Annotated in this window: 15 protein-coding genes; 9 read left to right on the top strand and 6 right to left on the bottom strand. The window is 59.1% G+C overall.

Annotated features, from left to right (window positions below):
• Window positions 1–7 precede the first annotated feature (7 nt).
• A complete protein-coding gene (locus tag AC6FTP_RS14320; RefSeq protein WP_497207599.1) occupies window positions 8–1,075 on the bottom strand; it encodes a DUF3500 domain-containing protein in 1,068 nt (355 codons plus the stop codon).
• Between the two features lie 122 nt (window positions 1,076–1,197).
• Here AC6FTP_RS14320 and AC6FTP_RS14315 point away from each other — a divergent pair, with 122 nt between their 5' ends.
• From AC6FTP_RS14315 to AC6FTP_RS14285, 7 genes are all read left to right on the top strand, one after another.
• Window positions 1,198–2,394 (top strand): FG-GAP repeat domain-containing protein, encoded by a 1,197-nt coding sequence (locus tag AC6FTP_RS14315; RefSeq protein WP_497207598.1) that lies wholly within the window; start codon window positions 1,198–1,200, stop codon window positions 2,392–2,394.
• A gap of 46 nt (window positions 2,395–2,440) precedes the next feature.
• A complete protein-coding gene (locus AC6FTP_RS14310) occupies window positions 2,441–3,790 on the top strand; it encodes a C39 family peptidase (protein ID WP_497207597.1) in 1,350 nt (449 codons plus the stop codon).
• A 51-nt stretch (window positions 3,791–3,841) separates the two neighbouring features.
• On the top strand, window positions 3,842–4,099 hold the full coding sequence (locus AC6FTP_RS14305) for a GlsB/YeaQ/YmgE family stress response membrane protein (protein WP_497207596.1): 258 nt from the start codon (window positions 3,842–3,844) through the stop codon (window positions 4,097–4,099).
• Window positions 4,100–4,189: 90 nt separating this feature from the next.
• A complete protein-coding gene (locus tag AC6FTP_RS14300) occupies window positions 4,190–5,719 on the top strand; it encodes an MFS transporter (protein ID WP_497207595.1) in 1,530 nt (509 codons plus the stop codon).
• A 180-nt stretch (window positions 5,720–5,899) separates the two neighbouring features.
• Entirely contained in the window at window positions 5,900–7,459 is a 1,560-nt protein-coding gene (locus AC6FTP_RS14295) for an MFS transporter (RefSeq protein ID WP_497207594.1), read from the top strand.
• 110 nt (window positions 7,460–7,569) lie between these two features.
• Window positions 7,570–7,791, top strand: a complete 222-nt coding sequence (locus tag AC6FTP_RS14290) for an FmdB family zinc ribbon protein (RefSeq protein WP_497207593.1) — start codon at window positions 7,570–7,572, stop codon at window positions 7,789–7,791.
• 108 nt (window positions 7,792–7,899) lie between these two features.
• Window positions 7,900–8,376, top strand: coding sequence for a cytochrome c oxidase assembly factor Coa1 family protein (locus AC6FTP_RS14285; RefSeq protein WP_497207592.1), 477 nt, complete (start codon window positions 7,900–7,902; stop codon window positions 8,374–8,376).
• On the opposite strand, the gene AC6FTP_RS14280 is transcribed toward AC6FTP_RS14285, so the two are convergent.
• From AC6FTP_RS14280 to AC6FTP_RS14265, 4 genes are all read right to left on the bottom strand, one after another.
• Entirely contained in the window at window positions 8,342–9,307 is a 966-nt protein-coding gene (locus tag AC6FTP_RS14280; protein WP_497207591.1) for an SAM-dependent methyltransferase, read from the bottom strand. The genes AC6FTP_RS14285 and AC6FTP_RS14280 overlap by 35 nt on opposite strands.
• 18 nt (window positions 9,308–9,325) lie before the next feature.
• The gene (locus AC6FTP_RS14275) at window positions 9,326–9,961 is read right to left on the bottom strand and encodes a 3-keto-disaccharide hydrolase (RefSeq protein WP_497207590.1); all 636 of its coding nucleotides are present in this window, start codon (window positions 9,959–9,961) and stop codon (window positions 9,326–9,328) included.
• A 48-nt stretch (window positions 9,962–10,009) separates the two neighbouring features.
• Window positions 10,010–10,618, bottom strand: coding sequence for a hypothetical protein (locus tag AC6FTP_RS14270; RefSeq protein ID WP_497207589.1), 609 nt, complete (start codon window positions 10,616–10,618; stop codon window positions 10,010–10,012).
• 394 nt (window positions 10,619–11,012) lie between these two features.
• Window positions 11,013–12,221: a serine hydrolase domain-containing protein gene (locus AC6FTP_RS14265; RefSeq protein ID WP_497207588.1), complete on the bottom strand. Its 1,209-nt coding sequence runs from the start codon at window positions 12,219–12,221 to the stop codon at window positions 11,013–11,015.
• A gap of 250 nt (window positions 12,222–12,471) precedes the next feature.
• Between AC6FTP_RS14265 and AC6FTP_RS14260 the strand changes: the two genes are divergently transcribed.
• The gene (locus AC6FTP_RS14260) at window positions 12,472–13,383 is read left to right on the top strand and encodes a PEP-CTERM sorting domain-containing protein (protein ID WP_497207587.1); all 912 of its coding nucleotides are present in this window, start codon (window positions 12,472–12,474) and stop codon (window positions 13,381–13,383) included.
• 208 nt (window positions 13,384–13,591) lie between these two features.
• Here AC6FTP_RS14260 and AC6FTP_RS14255 read toward each other — a convergent pair whose 3' ends face one another.
• Window positions 13,592–14,239, bottom strand: a complete 648-nt coding sequence (locus AC6FTP_RS14255) for a hypothetical protein (RefSeq protein ID WP_497207586.1) — start codon at window positions 14,237–14,239, stop codon at window positions 13,592–13,594.
• Between AC6FTP_RS14255 and AC6FTP_RS14250 the strand changes: the two genes are divergently transcribed.
• The coding region (locus tag AC6FTP_RS14250) for a DUF2075 domain-containing protein (RefSeq protein WP_497207585.1) at window positions 14,238–16,210 on the top strand (1,973 nt) is incomplete at its 3' end. The genes AC6FTP_RS14255 and AC6FTP_RS14250 overlap by 2 nt on opposite strands.

Below are 16,210 nucleotides of genomic sequence, written 5' to 3'. Positions count from 1 at the left end.
CCGTGCCTTACTTTGCGTGCTCGGCCTTGTAGTGCTCGGCCTTGTAGTGCTCGGAGAGGATGTCGCGGCCAAAGTCGCCCTCGAAGCTGCGGAACACACTGTGGGGGTGGTTGGCCTCGTTCTGGACGTTGTCGTATTCGATGAGGAAGCTCTTCCCCTGCACGCGGTAGTAGTGCGGCTCGCCGCGCTCTTTGCCACCGGCCCAGGCGAAGTAGATGGTGCCGTCTTTTTCGATCTCAGCCCAGAGTTCAGCGGCGATCTCGGTGCGGACGCGGTCGGTGTATTCGGTGATGATTTCCTTCAGCTTGGCTTTCTGCTCGGCGGTCATGTCGGCATTGGAGAGGCCTTCGGGCTTCAACAGGCTCACGCGCTTCTCAGCAGCGGTGATCATTTCCTTGGGGGCCACGGCGTCGAAGAGGGAGGTCTTGAACTGTGCTTCAGTGAGCGACTTCACGAGCTCGCGGCCGAGGTCTTCTTCTTTACCGAGCACGCGGAGGCCGAGGAGGTTGCCCTGGCGGACTTCGCCGGGATTGGTGCCAAAGAAGGTCGGCGTGGCACGCAGGAGCTGGCCGTCTTTGATGGTGAAATTCAGGGAGAGGTGATGCCCCTCGATGCGCCAGCCCCAGCTTCCCTTCACATCCGGGGTGCCGAAGATGCTGACGAAATACTGCTCAGGATCACGCTTTGCACGCACGGCGGCCTTCGCGGCTTCATCAGCGGCTTTCGCGCCTTCCATCTGCCAGAGCACTTCTTCCAAGGACATGATGGTGGCTGCTTTGGCAGCGCCACGAAAGCCGAGGCCGGTATTGAGCAAAGCATGGGCGAGCAGCTCCTGCTGCGGGGTCATTTCCTTCAGCGGCAGGCCTTTGCGCTCACGCGGGATGAAGTGCCAGTTGATGCGCTCTTCGTCTTCAAAACCAAAGGTGGCCTTGGCCTTCTGCTCAGGCGTGAGCACCGAGAGGAAGAGTGTGGCGACCTCGGCCATCTGCTTCCCGGCCTCATGGGCGCGGACGGTGACGGCGGAAAAGGCGAGCAGGCTGGTGCAAAGCAGGGCGGGAAGGACAGAACGAATCATGGGTGGGACTGAACGTGCCTCGCTCGCGCTGACTTGCAGCCACGTTCTGCGCCTTTCTTGCGCATTGCGCGTCCACTGCAAGAAGCTCTATCTCCAAGGTGTTCCCTGTGCCCTTCCAAATCATGAGACTGATCCTGCCCTTCCTCGCCCTTGCCGCTGCTGCCAGCGCTGCGGACATCACCTTTAAAAAGTTCACCCTCACGAACGAGTTCGTGGCTGAGGGGGCGCACTTCGCCGACTTCGATCACGATGGTGACAATGACGTCTGCTCCGGCCGCTTCATCTGGCAGGGACCAGACTTCAAGGAGCGCATCAGCTTTGCGCCGAAGTTCGAAAAGGAGCCCTATGATCCAGCCAAGGGCTACAGCGACTTCTTCCTCACCTACACCTACGACTTCAACAGCGACGGCTGGCACGACATCCTGGCCTTCTCCTGGCCGGGCAAAGAGACCTGGGTCTATGAAAACCCTCAGGGCAAAGGCGGCGACTGGACCCGCCACACCATCTTTGAAGTGACCGACAACGAATCCCCGACCCTGGGCGACATGAATGGCGACGGCAAACCCGAGATCATCTGCCACACTGGCGGCCAGCTCGGCTATGCAGAGATCGACTGGAAGAATCCCTTTGGCAAAGCCCGCTTCCGCCCCATCACACCGAAGTCAGCAGAGAACGACAAGAAGTACTTCAAATACACCCACGGCTACGGTTTCGGCGATGTGAATGGTGACGGCCGCGCCGATATCCTCGACAAAGAAGGCTGGCGCGAACAGCCCGCTGACATGAGCAAAGACAGCGACTGGGCCTTCCACGCGAACCTCTTCACCAAAGAAGGCGCACGCGGCGGCAGCTTCATCCTCGTCTATGACGTGAATGGCGACAAACTGAACGACGTGATCACCGGCTACGACGCTCATGGTTATGGCCTCGGCTGGTTCGAGCAGGGCAAAGACGGTACCTTCACCCGCCACGACCTCATGGGAGCCACCGTGGAGGAGAGCAAAGTCGGCGTGAAATTCAGCCAGCTCCACGCCATGCAGCTCGCCGACATGAACAACGACGGTGTCCTCGATCTCGTCACCGGCAAACGCCGCTGGGCTCACGGCCCGCTGAAGGACGATGAGCCAAACGCCGCCCCCGTGCTCTACTGGTTCGAAATCAAACGCGATGGCAAAGGCGGCGCGGACTTCATCCCCCATCTCATCGACGAAGCCAGCGGCGTCGGCACCGAAGTCACCCCCGGTGACGTGAACAAGGACGGCAAGCTCGACGTGGTCATTGGCAACAAGACTGGCGTGTTTGTTTTCTTGCAGGAGTAGGCTCCCGGTAAATAGACTGCGGGATAATTCCCCAGTCTCTTTGCCCATGAAACGCCTCTCCACGCTCGCTGCGATCCTTTGGATTTCTCTTGTTCCTGCCTTCGGTCAGGAATCCGCCGCCTCTGCCCGCCCGCTGGATGCACTCCTCGCGGGCGAAAGTGCCTGGCAGATGACCACCGCCCAGTTCGAGCAGCAGTTCGGCCCGGCGCGCTTCGACTGGCTCTCGGAGAAAAAGGATCAAGCGCGCTTCTTCGGCCCGGGGCTCAGCCTTTGGGAAGGCAGCATCAAGATGAATGAGGCCATCATCGAGTTCTCATCCGAGGGCAATCCGGCGAAACTCACCTTCTCCCTCTACAATCGCGGTGATGCCGAGACTCTCATCAACACTCGCGATCAGTTTGAAGCCCGCGTCAAAGAACTGAGCGATGCCATCTCGAAGCGTCTCGCCGTCAGCCCGACCGAGCGAGGCAAAGACAAATCCAGCGCCGTGGCTGCCGAGGGGCTCGTGTGGATGAAAGCGCCGAGCGCCTACTTGCTCGAATACAGCTACCAGCGGGAAATGAAGAGCCGGGCCATTCCCTTCCGCGCTGAATTCGTCCGACTCCGCGTTGCCAATGTCGGCGCTGGAGCCCGCAATGCCGTCGCCGCCACCAGCACGGCTGGATCAGCCGCTCCGGTTGGACGTGGCAGCCTCGTCGGCAATGTGAAGCGCGAGGAGAGCGGCGATGTCGTCATCGCCAACGTGCCCATGGTCGATCAAGGCCCGAAGGGTTACTGCGCCGTGGCCACCGCTGAGCGCGTCTTTAAATACTACGGCATCCCGGTGGATCAGCACGAGATGGCCCAGATCGCCGACACCACCGATGGCGGCGGCACCAGTCCGGACAAGATGCTCGCCGCACTGAACAAGCTCGAAGGCCGCATGGGCGTCAGTGTGCGTGTTATCGAAGACTGGGAGTTCAAGAAGTTCATGGACAAGGTGGATGACTACAACAAAGAGGCCAAAAAGGCCAAGAAGCCCGAAGTCGATGCCAGCCCGCGCGGCGGCACCATCTACATCAACGAGATCGTCGAGCAGATGGATGGCGAAGTGCTGAAAGTAGCCCGCACCGAGCGCGACCGCTCCGGCTTCGGCAAATTCCAGCGCACCGTCGCGTCCCTCATTGACCAGGGCATCCCCATCATGTGGAGTGTCTCGCTCGGGCTCCTGCCGGAAAAAGAAATCCCCCAGGCCAATGGCGGACACATGCGTCTGATCATCGGCTACAACGCCAAGACCAGCGAGGTGCTCTACTCCGACTCCTGGGGGGCCGAGCACGCCCTGAAGCGCATGCCCATCGCCAACGCCTACACCATGACCAACGGCACCTATTACATGCAGCCACGGGCCAAGTGACGGAAATGAGGATTGACGTCGGACGGCAAACTTGGGTAGCCTGATCTCCTTATGGGCATTCTCTCTTGGATCATCGTCGGCCTTATTGGCGGCATTCTCGGCAAATTCATCCATCCGGGCAATGACTCGAATGGCATCTTCCGCACCATCATCCTCGGCATCATCGGTGGCATCGTGGGCAACCTGATCGCCACCAACCTCCTCGGCTGGGGAGCGACGGATGGTATCAACTTCCGCAGCATCGGCATCGCCGCTCTCGGCTCCCTGCTCGTGCTCGTGATCTACAAGCGGGTGATGAAGCGGGGCTGAGCTCTGGTTCGATAGCGCTGGGAGTTCATTGGAAAAAAGGATTGCCGCCTTGCAGGGTTTCCCCTGTAATCCCGCCGCTTTCTCCCAACCATGAGCTCCCACACATCCTCCGACCCGCGGCCCGACATGAAATTGTTCTGGGCCTGCTTCATCGCCCTCGTCGCCACGTCCTTCGTGTTCGGCGTCCGCGCCAACACCATCGGCCTGCTTCAGGACGGCTTTAACCTCTCTGAAAACGAGAAGGGTGCGATCAACGGTGCGGGCATGTGGCCCTTCGCGCTGAGCATCATCTTTTTTAGCCTGATCATCGACTGGATCGGCTACAAGACGGTGGCTCTCTTTGCCATCGTTTGTCATCTCGTCTCGCTGGTGCTGACCTTGAATGCGGATGGCTTCACCTCTTTCTATTGGAGCACATTGCTCGTCGCCGTGGCAAACGGCACCGTCGAGTCCTTCATCAATCCCGTGGTCGCCACGGTGTTCAGCAAAGAGAAATCGAAGTGGCTGAACATCCTTCATGCAGGCTGGCCCGCAGGTCTCGCGCTTGGGGCGCTCTTCTGCGCGCTCTTCCCAAACACCACCCTCGGCTTCGATGCGGTGTGGAAGTTCCGCTTCGCGCTCTGCTTCGTGCCCGTCGTGCTCTACGCGCTGCTGATCCTGCCCTGCAAATTCCCTGTCAATGAGCGCGTGGCCGCTGGTGTGAGCTACCGCGACATGCTCAAGGAAGTCGGCGCGGTCGGCTTCTTCATGATCACCGCCCTCATCGTCGCCGCCGTGTATCAGATGGCGGGCAAGGAAGTGAACTGGACCTACGATCTCGCCATCGCAGGAGTCGTCGCGGTCGCCATCGGCCTCTACACGCAGTCTCTCGGCAACTGGCTCTTCCTCGTCGTGCTCATCATCATCGGCCCCCTCGCCACCACCGAACTCGGCACCGATGGCTGGATGCCTGAGCTGCTCAAGCTCAACGGTCCCGCCGACTCGCCCAACTTCGCTGCCTGGGTCTTCGTGTATGTCTCCGCCATCATGACCATTCTGCGTTTCTACGCTGGCCCCATCGTGCATCGCTTTTCGCCCATCGGCCTCCTCGTTCTTGGCTCCGGCATCGCCATCGTTGGCTTGATGCTTCTATCAAAGAGTGTCGGCTGGACCATCGTCGCTGCCTCCACGATCTATGCCTTTGGCAAAACCTTCCTGTGGAGCACCACACTCGGTCTGACCTCCGAGCAGTTCCCGAAAGGCGGCGCGCTCACCCTGAACGGCGTTTCCGCCGTTGGTGTGCTCTTCCTCGGCGTGCTGGGCAGTCCCTTCATCGGCTACCAGCAGGATCAGGACATGCACACACGTCTCACGAAAGACCACGGTGCCCTGCTCGCCAAAGTCGAGGGGCCTGCGAAGCCTAGCATCTTCGGTGAAACGCCCAGCCTCGATCAGGAGAAAATCAAAGCTCTGGATGCGGCTTCAGCCAAGGAACTCAATGCCGTCCAGGCCGACAGCAAACGCGGCGCCTTCACGAACATCGCCGTGCTTCCCGGCTTCATGCTCGTCTGCTATCTCGGCATGTTCCTGTGGTTCCGGGCCAAGGGCGGCTACAAGCCCGTCGCCATCGGCGGGCATTAATCAGGTTTTCTTTCAGACTTTTCCAGAATGGGCGGTCCTTTGGGGCCGCCTATTTTTTATCTTGTCACCCCCCGGCTCGCCCACTAAAACGACCTCCGCCCGTCGCCCAGCTTTATTCGTTGGTCCCGGCTGGCGGTTACATCATCACCTCATCATCCCACCAACCTTAATTAATCTTCTATGAGCGAAAACAATCGTATGCGCCTCCTCTGGGCTGGCTTCATGGCCATCCTGGCTGCCGGCGTCGGCTTTGCCATCCGTGGCGGTATCTTTGACAACTGGGGCAAGGAGTACGGCTTCACAGGAGCCCAGCTCGGTGCCATCGGCGGCGCTGGTTTCTCCGGCTTCTGCTTCGGCATCATCCTCGGCGGCGTCATCGTGGACAAGATCGGCTATGGCAAACTGGTGGCCCTCGCGCTGCTCTGCCACGTCCTCTCGGCCTTCGTCACCTTCGGTGCCAGCACACCTGAGAATGCCTACAATTTCCTCTTCTGGGGCATGTTCATCTTCGCTTATGCGAATGGCACCCTCGAAGCTGTGGCGAACCCGCTCGTCGCCACTCTCTTCCCTGAGAACCGCACCCATTACCTCAACATCCTGCACGCCTCCTGGCCTGCCGGGATGGTGCTCGGCTCCGTCGCCGGCTGGGTCCTCGATGACAAAATGCAGCTTGGCTGGAAAATGCAGCTCGCTCTGTATCTCGTCCCGACCGTGCTCTACGCGATCATGTTCATGGGTCAGAAGTTCCCGAAATCCGAAGCCGCCGAGAAAGGCGCGAGCTTCGTTCAGATGTTCAAGCCTGTCGGCATCCTCGGTGCAGTCGTGGTTTGCTACCTCCTTTCCCTGTTCTTCGGCGACATCAGCAAGGCATTCTTCCCTGACAACGCCAAGGTCATCGGCTACGCCATCGGTGGCATTCTCTTGATTGCGGTCACTGTGATCACCAAAGGCTCCATCGGTTCCTTCATCCTTTTCGTGCTCTTCGTCACTCACGCCATGGTCGGCGCGGTGGAACTCGGCACCGACGGCTGGATTCAGAACATCACTGGCAACCTCTTCACTTCTGAGCAGGGCAAGTACCTCTTCATCTGGACCTCCGCCATCATGTTCGGCCTGCGCTTCTGCGCTCACTGGATCGAGAAAACTCTCAAGCTCTCCCCCATCGGTCTGCTTCTGGTTTGCTCCATCATTGCCTGCGTCGGTCTGAACCTCGCCAGCACCATGGAATCCTTCACGATGGCCCTCGTCGCCCTTGGCATCTATGCCGTCGGCAAGACCTTCTTCTGGCCCACCATGCTTGCTGTCGTCGGTGACCGCTATCCGCAGACGGGCGCTGTCGCCATGTCCATCATGGGCGGCATCGGCATGCTCTCCGCCGGTCTCATCGGCGGCCCTGGTCTCGGCTACTGCAAAGACCGCTTTGCTGGCGAAGAGCTGAACAAGGCTGACTCCGCCATCTACGCGGAATACAAAGCTGAGAAAGCTTCCACCTTCCTCAACCTCGCCTCCACCGAAGCCTTCGGCCTTGATGGCAAAAAGCTCGGCGAAGCCAAGGATGCCAAGGAGAAGACTCCGAAGCAGCAGGCCGTCGTCACCGCCGACCAGAAGGGCGATCGCGCCACTCTGAAGGCTGACTCCTACATCCCGATGACGATGGCAGCGATCTACCTCCTGCTCCTGCTCTACTTCAAGGGCATCGGCGGCTACAAAGCTGTCCGCATCGACGAACAGTCAGCGTAATCCTCGAAACTCTCTACTCACGGCGTCCCGGTCATCCCGGGACGCCGTTTTTGTTTCCAGGCTTGCTTTCCGCTCTGGTTTTCGTCATTCGTCATTCCACCTTTCCCCCCATGCCCACCTACGTTTACGAAACCATCCCCCAGTTTGAAGGCGATCCACCCAAGCGCTTCGAGATCCGCCAGAGCATGAAGGACTCGGCCCTCACCCAGCATCCCGACAGCGCCCAGCCCGTGCGGCGTGTGCCCATCGGCGGCACTGGGATCATGGGTGGAGGCAGCGCCAGCACCGCGTCTAGCGGTGGCTCCTGTGGCACAGGCTGTGGCTGTCACTGATCCAGACCGAACCCCATTGGAATGGGGTTGTACTTTCCAACCGCCCATTCGTAGCATCCCATTCCAATGGAGTGCTTCCCCGCAATCCCCAAACTCTAATCTCCATCCATGAGCACCGAACGTCCCTTTGGCGATCCCACGAACATCCAGCGTGAGAATGCAGCCGCCGTGGGCAAGGGCGTCGCCTTTGGTTGTGGGGGATGTGCGTTGCTCGTCGTCCTCGTCTTCGGGCTGATGATGGCCATCATGTTCTTCGCTTTCGTGATGCTCTGGCGCTCTGGCCCTGGAGATGCGGCCTTTGAAGCCGCGAAAAAATCCGAAGTGATGCGTGAGGCTCTCGGTGAACCGATGACCAAGGGCTGGCTCGTCACAGGGAACGTCTCCATCAATAACAACACCGGCACGGCTGACCTCAACGTGCCCGTGTCCGGTCCCAAAGGTTCGGCCAGCATCCACGCCGTCGCCACGATGACCGATGGCGTCTGGAATTTCAGCGAAGCGAAAGCCACCATCGGGGGGTGCCCGGAGCCGGTGGATCTTCGCCCGCTGCTCAATGCTCCACCTGACGGTGCATTACGACCTTGAAGGCACCGCCCGCTCCATCGGGATCAAGCATCGGCCCGCTCGCGCCCGGCACACTTGATTGGAGAAACTCCGCCTGGGTGGCATAGCCGATCTCCACGAGCCCGAGTTTCACCGCCCACGCGCGGTAGTCCGTGAAGTTCACATCCGCCGTGATGTCCTGCCTGCCGGCATTCTCATAGATCGACAGGCCTTCCAGACGCTGATGCATCAAGTAGGCCCGCAGCGTGCCGCGTGGACGCCGCTGATACAGGGCGGGAAAGGTGTCTCCGTAATCCACCGTCAGCATCGCCCCGCGCTTCCATTCCGGCACCCAGCCGTGAAGCCACTCGCGCACCGAATCATGAAGCTCACAGCGCTGGAGAGGATGCTGCGGCGAGTGGGAAAGCGCGGAAAATGCAGGCTTCATCTCCAGCGGCCTGAGCAACTCACGCGCACGTCCGTTTTCAAACTCCACGAAGACCTCCTGCCACTCTCCTTCGTGGCATTGCACCAGCCGCACAGGAAAGGCATCGAGCAGTTCATTGTGGTAGATGAAGGCTGCTCCACCGCAGGCACGCAGCGCCGACTCCAGATCCACATGCCACGCCACTGCAGCACCGAGTCGCTGCTTTTGCTGCTCCCGCAAAGCCACCGAACTCTCGACGATGTGCCACTTGAAACGTCTCCGCTGCCACCAGCCGAGTGACTTCCGCACCGTCTCCATCAGCACGCCATTGCCTGCACCGACTTCGATCACATGCCGCACCTCGGGCATCGCTCGTCGGTTTTCCTGAATCCAGGCAGCGATGGCCTGCCCGAGCAGCGGTGAAAGCGTCGCCGCTGTGGCGAAGTCGCCGCGCTGGCCGCCGATGCCCTGAATCCTCCGCGCATAATACCCGCGCTGCGGGTCATGCAGCGCGCGGGCCATGAAGGCGGCGAAGGATTCAGCCATCGAAGGGAATGCGAAAGCTTACTTCAGCTCCTTGATGCGCAGGTTGCGGAACTTGTAGGTCGCGCCCTTTTCGCCGTGATGCTGGATGGCGATGACACCGCTGGCGTCCATGTCATCTTCCACGTCGGTGGTGACCACGCCGTTCACTTCGATCTTGAGCTTCTTGCCCTGGCAGGTGATGCGGTAGGTGTTCCAGTCGTTGCGTTTAAAAGCATCACCAGCACGGGCGCGGAAGGATTCTTCGCTCTCTTTGTTGCCTTTGATCGGGCTGATGAACCACATGCGGCGACCTTCATCGTAGAGGCCGCCGGACCACTTGCGCTTCGGGTCGCCATCCACCTCGGCCTGATAGCCGAAGACTTTGTTTGGCTGCACATGGGCGCGGAACATGAAGCCGCTGTTGGCCTGGCCTTCGGGCAGGAAGATGTCTCCCTCGAAGATGAAGTCGCTGTAGGTCTTCTCGGTGATGACGAAGAATTTCTTCTCTCCCGTGAGATGGATCTCACCGTCCTTCACCTCGATCTTGCCCCAGTCGTAGGCGTTCTTCCAGCCGGTCATGGTTTTGCCGTCAAAGAGCGGCGTGAAGCCATCTTCAGCGATGGCGGGGAGAGCGGAAAGAGCCACGAGGGCAGCGAGGAAGGCGCGGGTTTTCATGATGGGGCGGCGAGTATGGAGAAAAGCTCCCGCGCTGCCAATCACGAATCACAAATCATCGTCCGACACCAGCGCGAAGGGATCGCTGGCGCGGCGCGGGCGGCCTTCGCGCCAGGCGCGGGCATCGTCCACCGCCTCGCGGAGGAAGCGGTCCGTCTCGATCACGCCGGGAGGCAAGGGAGCCAGCAGCGCGTCAATGATGCAGGGCTGGCCATCCGGCTCGCGCATGATGTTTCCGGGATGCAGATCACTCATGATCCATGCCTGATTGTGCATCCAGAGCACCCAGACATTGCGGCGAAAGCGCGCCTTGCACGGCACCGCCTTCACTCGCTCGATGGCTACGAGCCGGTCCTCTTCCAGATCGACATAAGGCTGCGCGAGTGGCTGCTTCACCACGAGATAGTCGCCCTGGTCATCGATGCCCACGATCTCCGTCGGATGCGCGCCGGCATCGTGCAGGACCATGAGCTTCTCCATCGTCTCCGCGAGAATGGCATCCCGCACCGTCATCTCGAAGCCGTCGCCCTCTTCCATGCGCTCAATCTCAAAGGTCTTTCCCAGACCACCCGTGGCATGAAGCGGGAAGAGTTTATAAACCACCTCCCATTGCCGGTCCATGAAGGGACTCGCCTCCGCGCCTGTCTTTAAAGGCACGAGCGTCTTTGAAGAAAGCATCCCATCCGCATCTCGGCCGATGCCGAGCCCGTCCAGCCGGATCAGCGGGACTTCCCACTCTCGGGCTCTTGCGGCAACAAGGGCTGCCCAAACATCAGGCGTAGCCGATTGCCGGGATGGAGTGAGTCGAGCTGCTTCCGCGAGGCCTTTCGCTCGGAGTCGGTTAAGGGCAGAGCAAGCTGATCGTTCGTCCGCGCCGACGAGCGCCCGCGCGAGGGTGGTTTCGCGCCCGGTGAGGAAGTCGAATTGGGTTTGCGTGGTGTGCCGTCCATTCACTGATGAGGATGGCGACAGATGGCGAGCTTCCGCGCCGGATCAAACCAGCGCATGATTTTCTTGTTCACATCCGTCTGTGAAGAACAGGCCCGCTGCATCACTTCGGCATCCCGGCAAAGGCCTCATGAAAGGCCTGCCGCATCGGCGAGGCATCGCCCGTCGGCAGCAGGCCGGTGCGCTGGATCAGCAGGATGTGGATCGTCTTCTTCACCGGGTCGATCCAGCCCTGCGTGCCATGAGCCCCACCATGGCCGAAGGTCCCTTCGCTCAGCGTGCCCGTGACTCCGGTCGGTGTCGTCACCACTTGAAAGCCAAGGCCCATGCCCATGCCATCGGCAAAGCCCGCCTTCAGATCGCCCGTGTGGTTTTGCGCCATCAGCTTCAGGCTCTCGGCGCTGAGATAGCGTTTGCCGTCGAGCTCACCGCCATTCAGCACCATGCGGTAGATCGTCAGCAGATCTTCAGCCGTGGAAAACAGGCCGCCAGCCGCGAGCGGCGTGCGTCTTTTGCTCGAATAGGGCGCGGTGAGATACTTCACCGTCGTGGGCTCCAGGCCCTTGCCATCGGCACCGGGTTTGTAGGAGGTGGCGAGGCGCTTTTTCACATCGCCGTTGCTCGGCCAGAAGGTCGTGTCCTTCATCTTCAGCGGCTTGAAGAAGCGCCTCTCCATGAACTTCGCGTAGTCATCACCACTCGCCACCTCGATCAGCCTTCCCAGTGTGTTGATCCCCGGATTGCAGTAGGACCACTTGCTGCCCGGCTCGAATTGCAGCGGGCTCAGCGCATAGGTGATCACCGCCTCCTTCAGCGTCAGCACATCCAGTGCCTCGGCATCCAGCGGGCTGCTGCCCACCAGTCCGCTCGTGTGCGTCAGCAGATCCTTGATCGTGATGGCACGCGCAGGCTTCACCAGCACCGTTTGTTCGGCCTTCTTCTCCTTCAGCAGCATCTGCCCGCGAAACTCCGGCAGATGCTTCTCCACCGGATCATCCAGGCCCAGCTTGCCCTCCTCCACCAGCATCATCACCCCCATCGCCGTCATCGGCTTCGTCATGGAGGCGATCCAAAACAGGCTGTCCTTCGACATCGGTGTCCTGCTTTCCAGATCCTGAAACCCAGTCGCCTCATGGCTCACCACCTTGTCACCGCTCCACACCAGCGTCACCGCACCGGCGAGCTCCCCTTTCTCCACAAAGCCCTGCATCGCCGCCGAGATGGGGGACGGCGGCGCTTGCGCAGGTTCGGGCTTTGCAGCGTGGAGAGTGGCGGCGGCGGCGAGTGAGAGGAGGAATGGAAAACGCTTCATGGAAGGTGCGCCACATCACAGCGCAAAGTCCCCCGGCAGGCAAGGTCCAGCAGAGAAGCTTGGGGGCGGTGTAGGACTAAAGTCTCATGAAGTTCTGAAAGGGCGGGGAGTGGGGGCTTCAGATTAACTAACGGTGGTTAATCATGATAGTCCATGGGTCCCATGGAATTCCGAATGGGCAGAAAATACAGTTCCGGTGGGCCAGCTCATGGTTCCCGGTCAGCACTCATGTTCCCCCCACTTCCATCCCATGAAACCGATCTCACCTTCCATCCCCGCTCATTGCGTCAAACTCGCAGCCATGACGCTTCTGGTGGCCGCCTTCCACGCCGCCGCTCCCGTTCAGGCCCAGAGCCTGATTACCGACTCCGCCTTCTTTGACCCCGACTTCGAGGCTCGGCGCCCCGGCACAGGGCTCGTCCTCAGCCTCCAGGTGGACACCACCTTCTACACCCCGGCCGCCGAGAGTTCGGGAAACACCACCTGGGAGCACTCCGCCGCTGGCCTCGTCCAGCTCGGGGCCGATGTCTTCCTCGTGGGCACCGTCGATGTCCAGCTCGCCGCCTACACCCGCACCACGGGGAACACCCTCGTCTTCGGGCGTGAGCTTGAGACCACCACCACTGGACTCCTGGGTTCCCTTGGGCCCACCATTACCAGCGTCACGGATCAAGTCCTCGGCGTCAGCGCCATCAACTCATGGGCCAGCACCGCCGATGTCACCGGCCTCAGCCTCACCCAGGGTCAGAACTACCTCGTCAGTTTCAATGTGCAGTCAGGGGCCGGCATCGACCTCAATGCCCTCAGTGCCGCCAATTTCAGCCTCCTCAATGGCGGCAACCCCATCCAGGACATCAACACCAACCAGACCGCCAACATCCTCAACATTCTCCAGCTTGGCGGCGGGCTGGCCACCATCGAGTTCGAGTTCCAGGCCGCCAGTCCCTTCACCGACCTCACCTTCCAGTTCGATGCCGCCACCGTCGCCGATGCCAACCTCCTCGGCTCCATCTCCGGCAATCAGACCGTCCTCGAATTCTCCAATTTCTCCCTCTCCCCCGTGCCCGAGCCCGGCACCCTCTTCCTCGCCTCCCTCGGCGTCCTCGTCATCCTGCGCCGCCACCGGTTCAGGGCAGTGGGCACTGCGGGTGAAGCTGCCTGATCCCAGGATGCAGGCCAGCGCGCGCCGCTTCATGGAGAAGTGCCGCCACGCTATCCCCGAGAGGAGAATGACAAGGGAATGCAAGGCAGCGGAACCAAGGCAGCAGCGCTCGGGGATGTTACATCGCGAGAGATGGGAACGCCGCAGAGCCCTTTTCAGACCAGTGAAGTTTCAGCCTCTCTTGGTGAAAATCAGGGACAGCATGTCATCAAGCTCTGACCACCGGCCTTTCGGGGAAGTCGATGCCGGGGGCGAGCTTCGTCACGAGCGACACGGCATCGCGGTAGGTGGCGAAGTCGGCGATGCGCTCCCTCTGGCCCTCTGCGGTGATGCCGCTGAGAACGAGCATGGGCAGCGCATAGTCCTCGTCCCAAAGCTCGTCCCCACTAATGAAGGGCACGACTTCTGCATCGACAAGATGGCGGCGCATCGTCTGAATGCCGAACTCAGCAAAGCCGGAGCCTGCGATAGTATTCCGCGTCCGGATCTCCAGCGGAATGACGAGTTCGTCATCGTAATACAACGGCAACTGCAAGTGCTGCGCGATGCGGAGGCAGTCCATCTCATCAAAGCCCGCGAGTGCCCAAATATCTGCCACCTCCACGCAGGCCGCGCCAAAACGATCTTCCATGAAGTAAGGCCAGACCTCCCCGAGGTGATCAAAGGCCACATGCGCCGTGGCCCAGGTCTCAAACAAGGTGGCGACGCGCATGACCTCTTGAAGAAAGCCATTCCAGCCGCTGTAAGCATCACTCAGGGTGTAGTGGCCCGCATCAGAGAGCGGCATGGCAGCATCTCGGAGCGAGACCGCACAGCAAAAGATGGCAGCAGGATCGAGGGCAGAATTTTCACTCATGGCTTCCCTGCAACGCAGAGGGCCATTAGTTTCCTGGTACTGTCTTGCATTCGATTTTCTAAAAAGGCCCAATTATCACAACATGATTTCATCAAATCTCGAGGCGAATGCACAGAACGCCTCTTTAGCATCTCCCCTTCGAGCTTGGTACAGTTCCTCAATTAAATCCTTCCTACAGGAACCGGACTCAGAAATTTTTTCTCAGCTTTCTGCAAACAGTCAGTTCAGCGTGATGAATACACAGAGAGATGCTTGGCTTGTTCAGATTCCGCTATTGAAGCAGCAACTTAGTGGGCTTGATGGCAGTGTATTGATTGAGTTTACGATACCTCGTATGGGGCGAAGGATCGACGTTGTCGTATTAGCCGGCCCTGTGGTTTTTGCGATCGAGTTCAAAGTTGGCGAGAGTGTATTCGACCGTGGTTCACTTGATCAGGTTTGGGACTATGCCTTGGATTTAAAGAACTTTCATGAAGCCAGTCACGAGGCCTCTATTGTTCCTATTCTTGTGGCAACTGAGGCTGAAGATTCGTGCTCATTCACAATCAAAATGGATGCTGACAATGTTTATCATCCACTTCAAAGCAGTGCAGCAGGACTTCGTCGGTTAATGGAACTCATGCTTCAGCATGTTACCGGAAAAGCAGCTTTAGACGGCCCTTCGTGGGCTAAAGCTTCTTACCAGCCCACTCCAACCATAGTCGAGGCAGCGAGAGCTCTCTATGCACAGCATTCTGTAGATGCTATTGCGCGTTATGATGCAGGCGCAAAGAACCTGCGCGTGACATCCAAGCGAATCGAAGAACTGGTGGATGATGCCAAGGATAGGGGGATGAAGGTGATTTGCTTTGTCACTGGCGTTCCAGGTGCAGGAAAAACTCTCGTTGGACTCAATATTGCCACCCGTCGTCGCGACAAAGATGAGCCAACGCATGCGGTCTTCTTGTCGGGTAACGGTCCTCTGGTTAAAGTGCTTCGCGAGGCACTAACCCGCGACGAGGTTGAACGCCGCAAAGTAAAGGAAGAGAAGGTTAAAAAAGGGTTCATTCGAGGCACCATCGAGTCCTTCATTCAAAATGTTCATCACTTCCGCGATGATGGTTTAATCGATGAAGGGCCTCCATCTGATCATGTCGTCATCTTTGATGAAGCACAGCGAGCTTGGAATCAGAAGCAGACTTCAAACTTTATGATCCGCAAGAAAGGGCGTGCAGGGTTTTCTCAGTCTGAGCCTGAGTTTCTGATCTCCTGCATGGATCGTCATAAAGACTGGGCTGTGATTGTTTGTCTTGTTGGTGGTGGACAGGAAATCAACACGGGGGAGGCTGGGATTAGTTCTTGGCTAGAGGCCATCCAATCTGCTTTCCCAGAGTGGCATATGTATATCTCGTCAAAGCTGGCTGATATTGAGTATGCCGCAGGCCATGCTCTTGAGGACATCCAACGGAGACCCAACACACACCTTGATGACAGCCTTCATCTAGCCGTTTCAATGCGCTCATTCCGAGCTGAGCATGTATCCTCTTTCGTGAAAGCAATGTTAGACTGTGAGAAGGAGGTCGCTCGTGATTCGTTCGCAAGCATCTCTGCACGCTATCCGATCAGAATCACTCGTGACCTTAGTTTAGCAAAGAACTGGGTTCGTTCACAGGCCCGTGGATCAGAGCGTTACGGTTTGATTGCCTCATCAAAGGCTCAGCGACTTAAACCTCATGCGATTGATATTCGTGTGGATGTTGATCCCGTTCATTGGTTCTTGAATGACCGGAATGACACACGCTCGAGTTTCTACTTGGAAGACGCTGCCACCGAGTTTCAGGTTCAAGGGTTGGAACTTGATTGGGCATGTGTGTCTTGGGACGGCGATCTTCGCTTCAATGGCGGTCGCTGGAGCTTCCACGACTTCCGCGGCAATCGCTGGACGAACATCTCAAATTCAGACAATCAAAATTACCTCCGGAATGCTTATCG

The sequence above is a fragment of the Prosthecobacter sp. genome, from assembly GCF_044378005.1.
Classification (GTDB): Bacteria; Verrucomicrobiota; Verrucomicrobiia; order Verrucomicrobiales; family Verrucomicrobiaceae; genus Prosthecobacter.
The sequence above is the reverse complement of the archived record's forward strand: the minus strand, read 5'-3'. Positions and strand labels throughout refer to the sequence as shown.

Bases quoted from the DNA above. Each gene is read 5' to 3' on its own strand.
- AC6FTP_RS14320 (WP_497207599.1), bottom strand. From the start codon at position 1,075: ATGATTCGTTCTGTCCTTCCCGCCCTGCTTTGCACCAGCCTGCTCGCC.
- AC6FTP_RS14315 (WP_497207598.1), top strand. From the start codon at position 1,198: ATGAGACTGATCCTGCCCTTCCTCGCCCTTGCCGCTGCTGCCAGCGCT.
- AC6FTP_RS14310 (WP_497207597.1), top strand. From the start codon at position 2,441: ATGAAACGCCTCTCCACGCTCGCTGCGATCCTTTGGATTTCTCTTGTT.
- AC6FTP_RS14305 (WP_497207596.1), top strand. From the start codon at position 3,842: ATGGGCATTCTCTCTTGGATCATCGTCGGCCTTATTGGCGGCATTCTC.
- AC6FTP_RS14300 (WP_497207595.1), top strand. From the start codon at position 4,190: ATGAGCTCCCACACATCCTCCGACCCGCGGCCCGACATGAAATTGTTC.
- AC6FTP_RS14295 (WP_497207594.1), top strand. From the start codon at position 5,900: ATGAGCGAAAACAATCGTATGCGCCTCCTCTGGGCTGGCTTCATGGCC.
- AC6FTP_RS14290 (WP_497207593.1), top strand. From the start codon at position 7,570: ATGCCCACCTACGTTTACGAAACCATCCCCCAGTTTGAAGGCGATCCA.
- AC6FTP_RS14285 (WP_497207592.1), top strand. From the start codon at position 7,900: ATGAGCACCGAACGTCCCTTTGGCGATCCCACGAACATCCAGCGTGAG.
- AC6FTP_RS14280 (WP_497207591.1), bottom strand. From the start codon at position 9,307: ATGGCTGAATCCTTCGCCGCCTTCATGGCCCGCGCGCTGCATGACCCG.
- AC6FTP_RS14275 (WP_497207590.1), bottom strand. From the start codon at position 9,961: ATGAAAACCCGCGCCTTCCTCGCTGCCCTCGTGGCTCTTTCCGCTCTC.
- AC6FTP_RS14265 (WP_497207588.1), bottom strand. From the start codon at position 12,221: ATGAAGCGTTTTCCATTCCTCCTCTCACTCGCCGCCGCCGCCACTCTC.
- AC6FTP_RS14260 (WP_497207587.1), top strand. From the start codon at position 12,472: ATGAAACCGATCTCACCTTCCATCCCCGCTCATTGCGTCAAACTCGCA.
- AC6FTP_RS14255 (WP_497207586.1), bottom strand. From the start codon at position 14,239: ATGAGTGAAAATTCTGCCCTCGATCCTGCTGCCATCTTTTGCTGTGCG.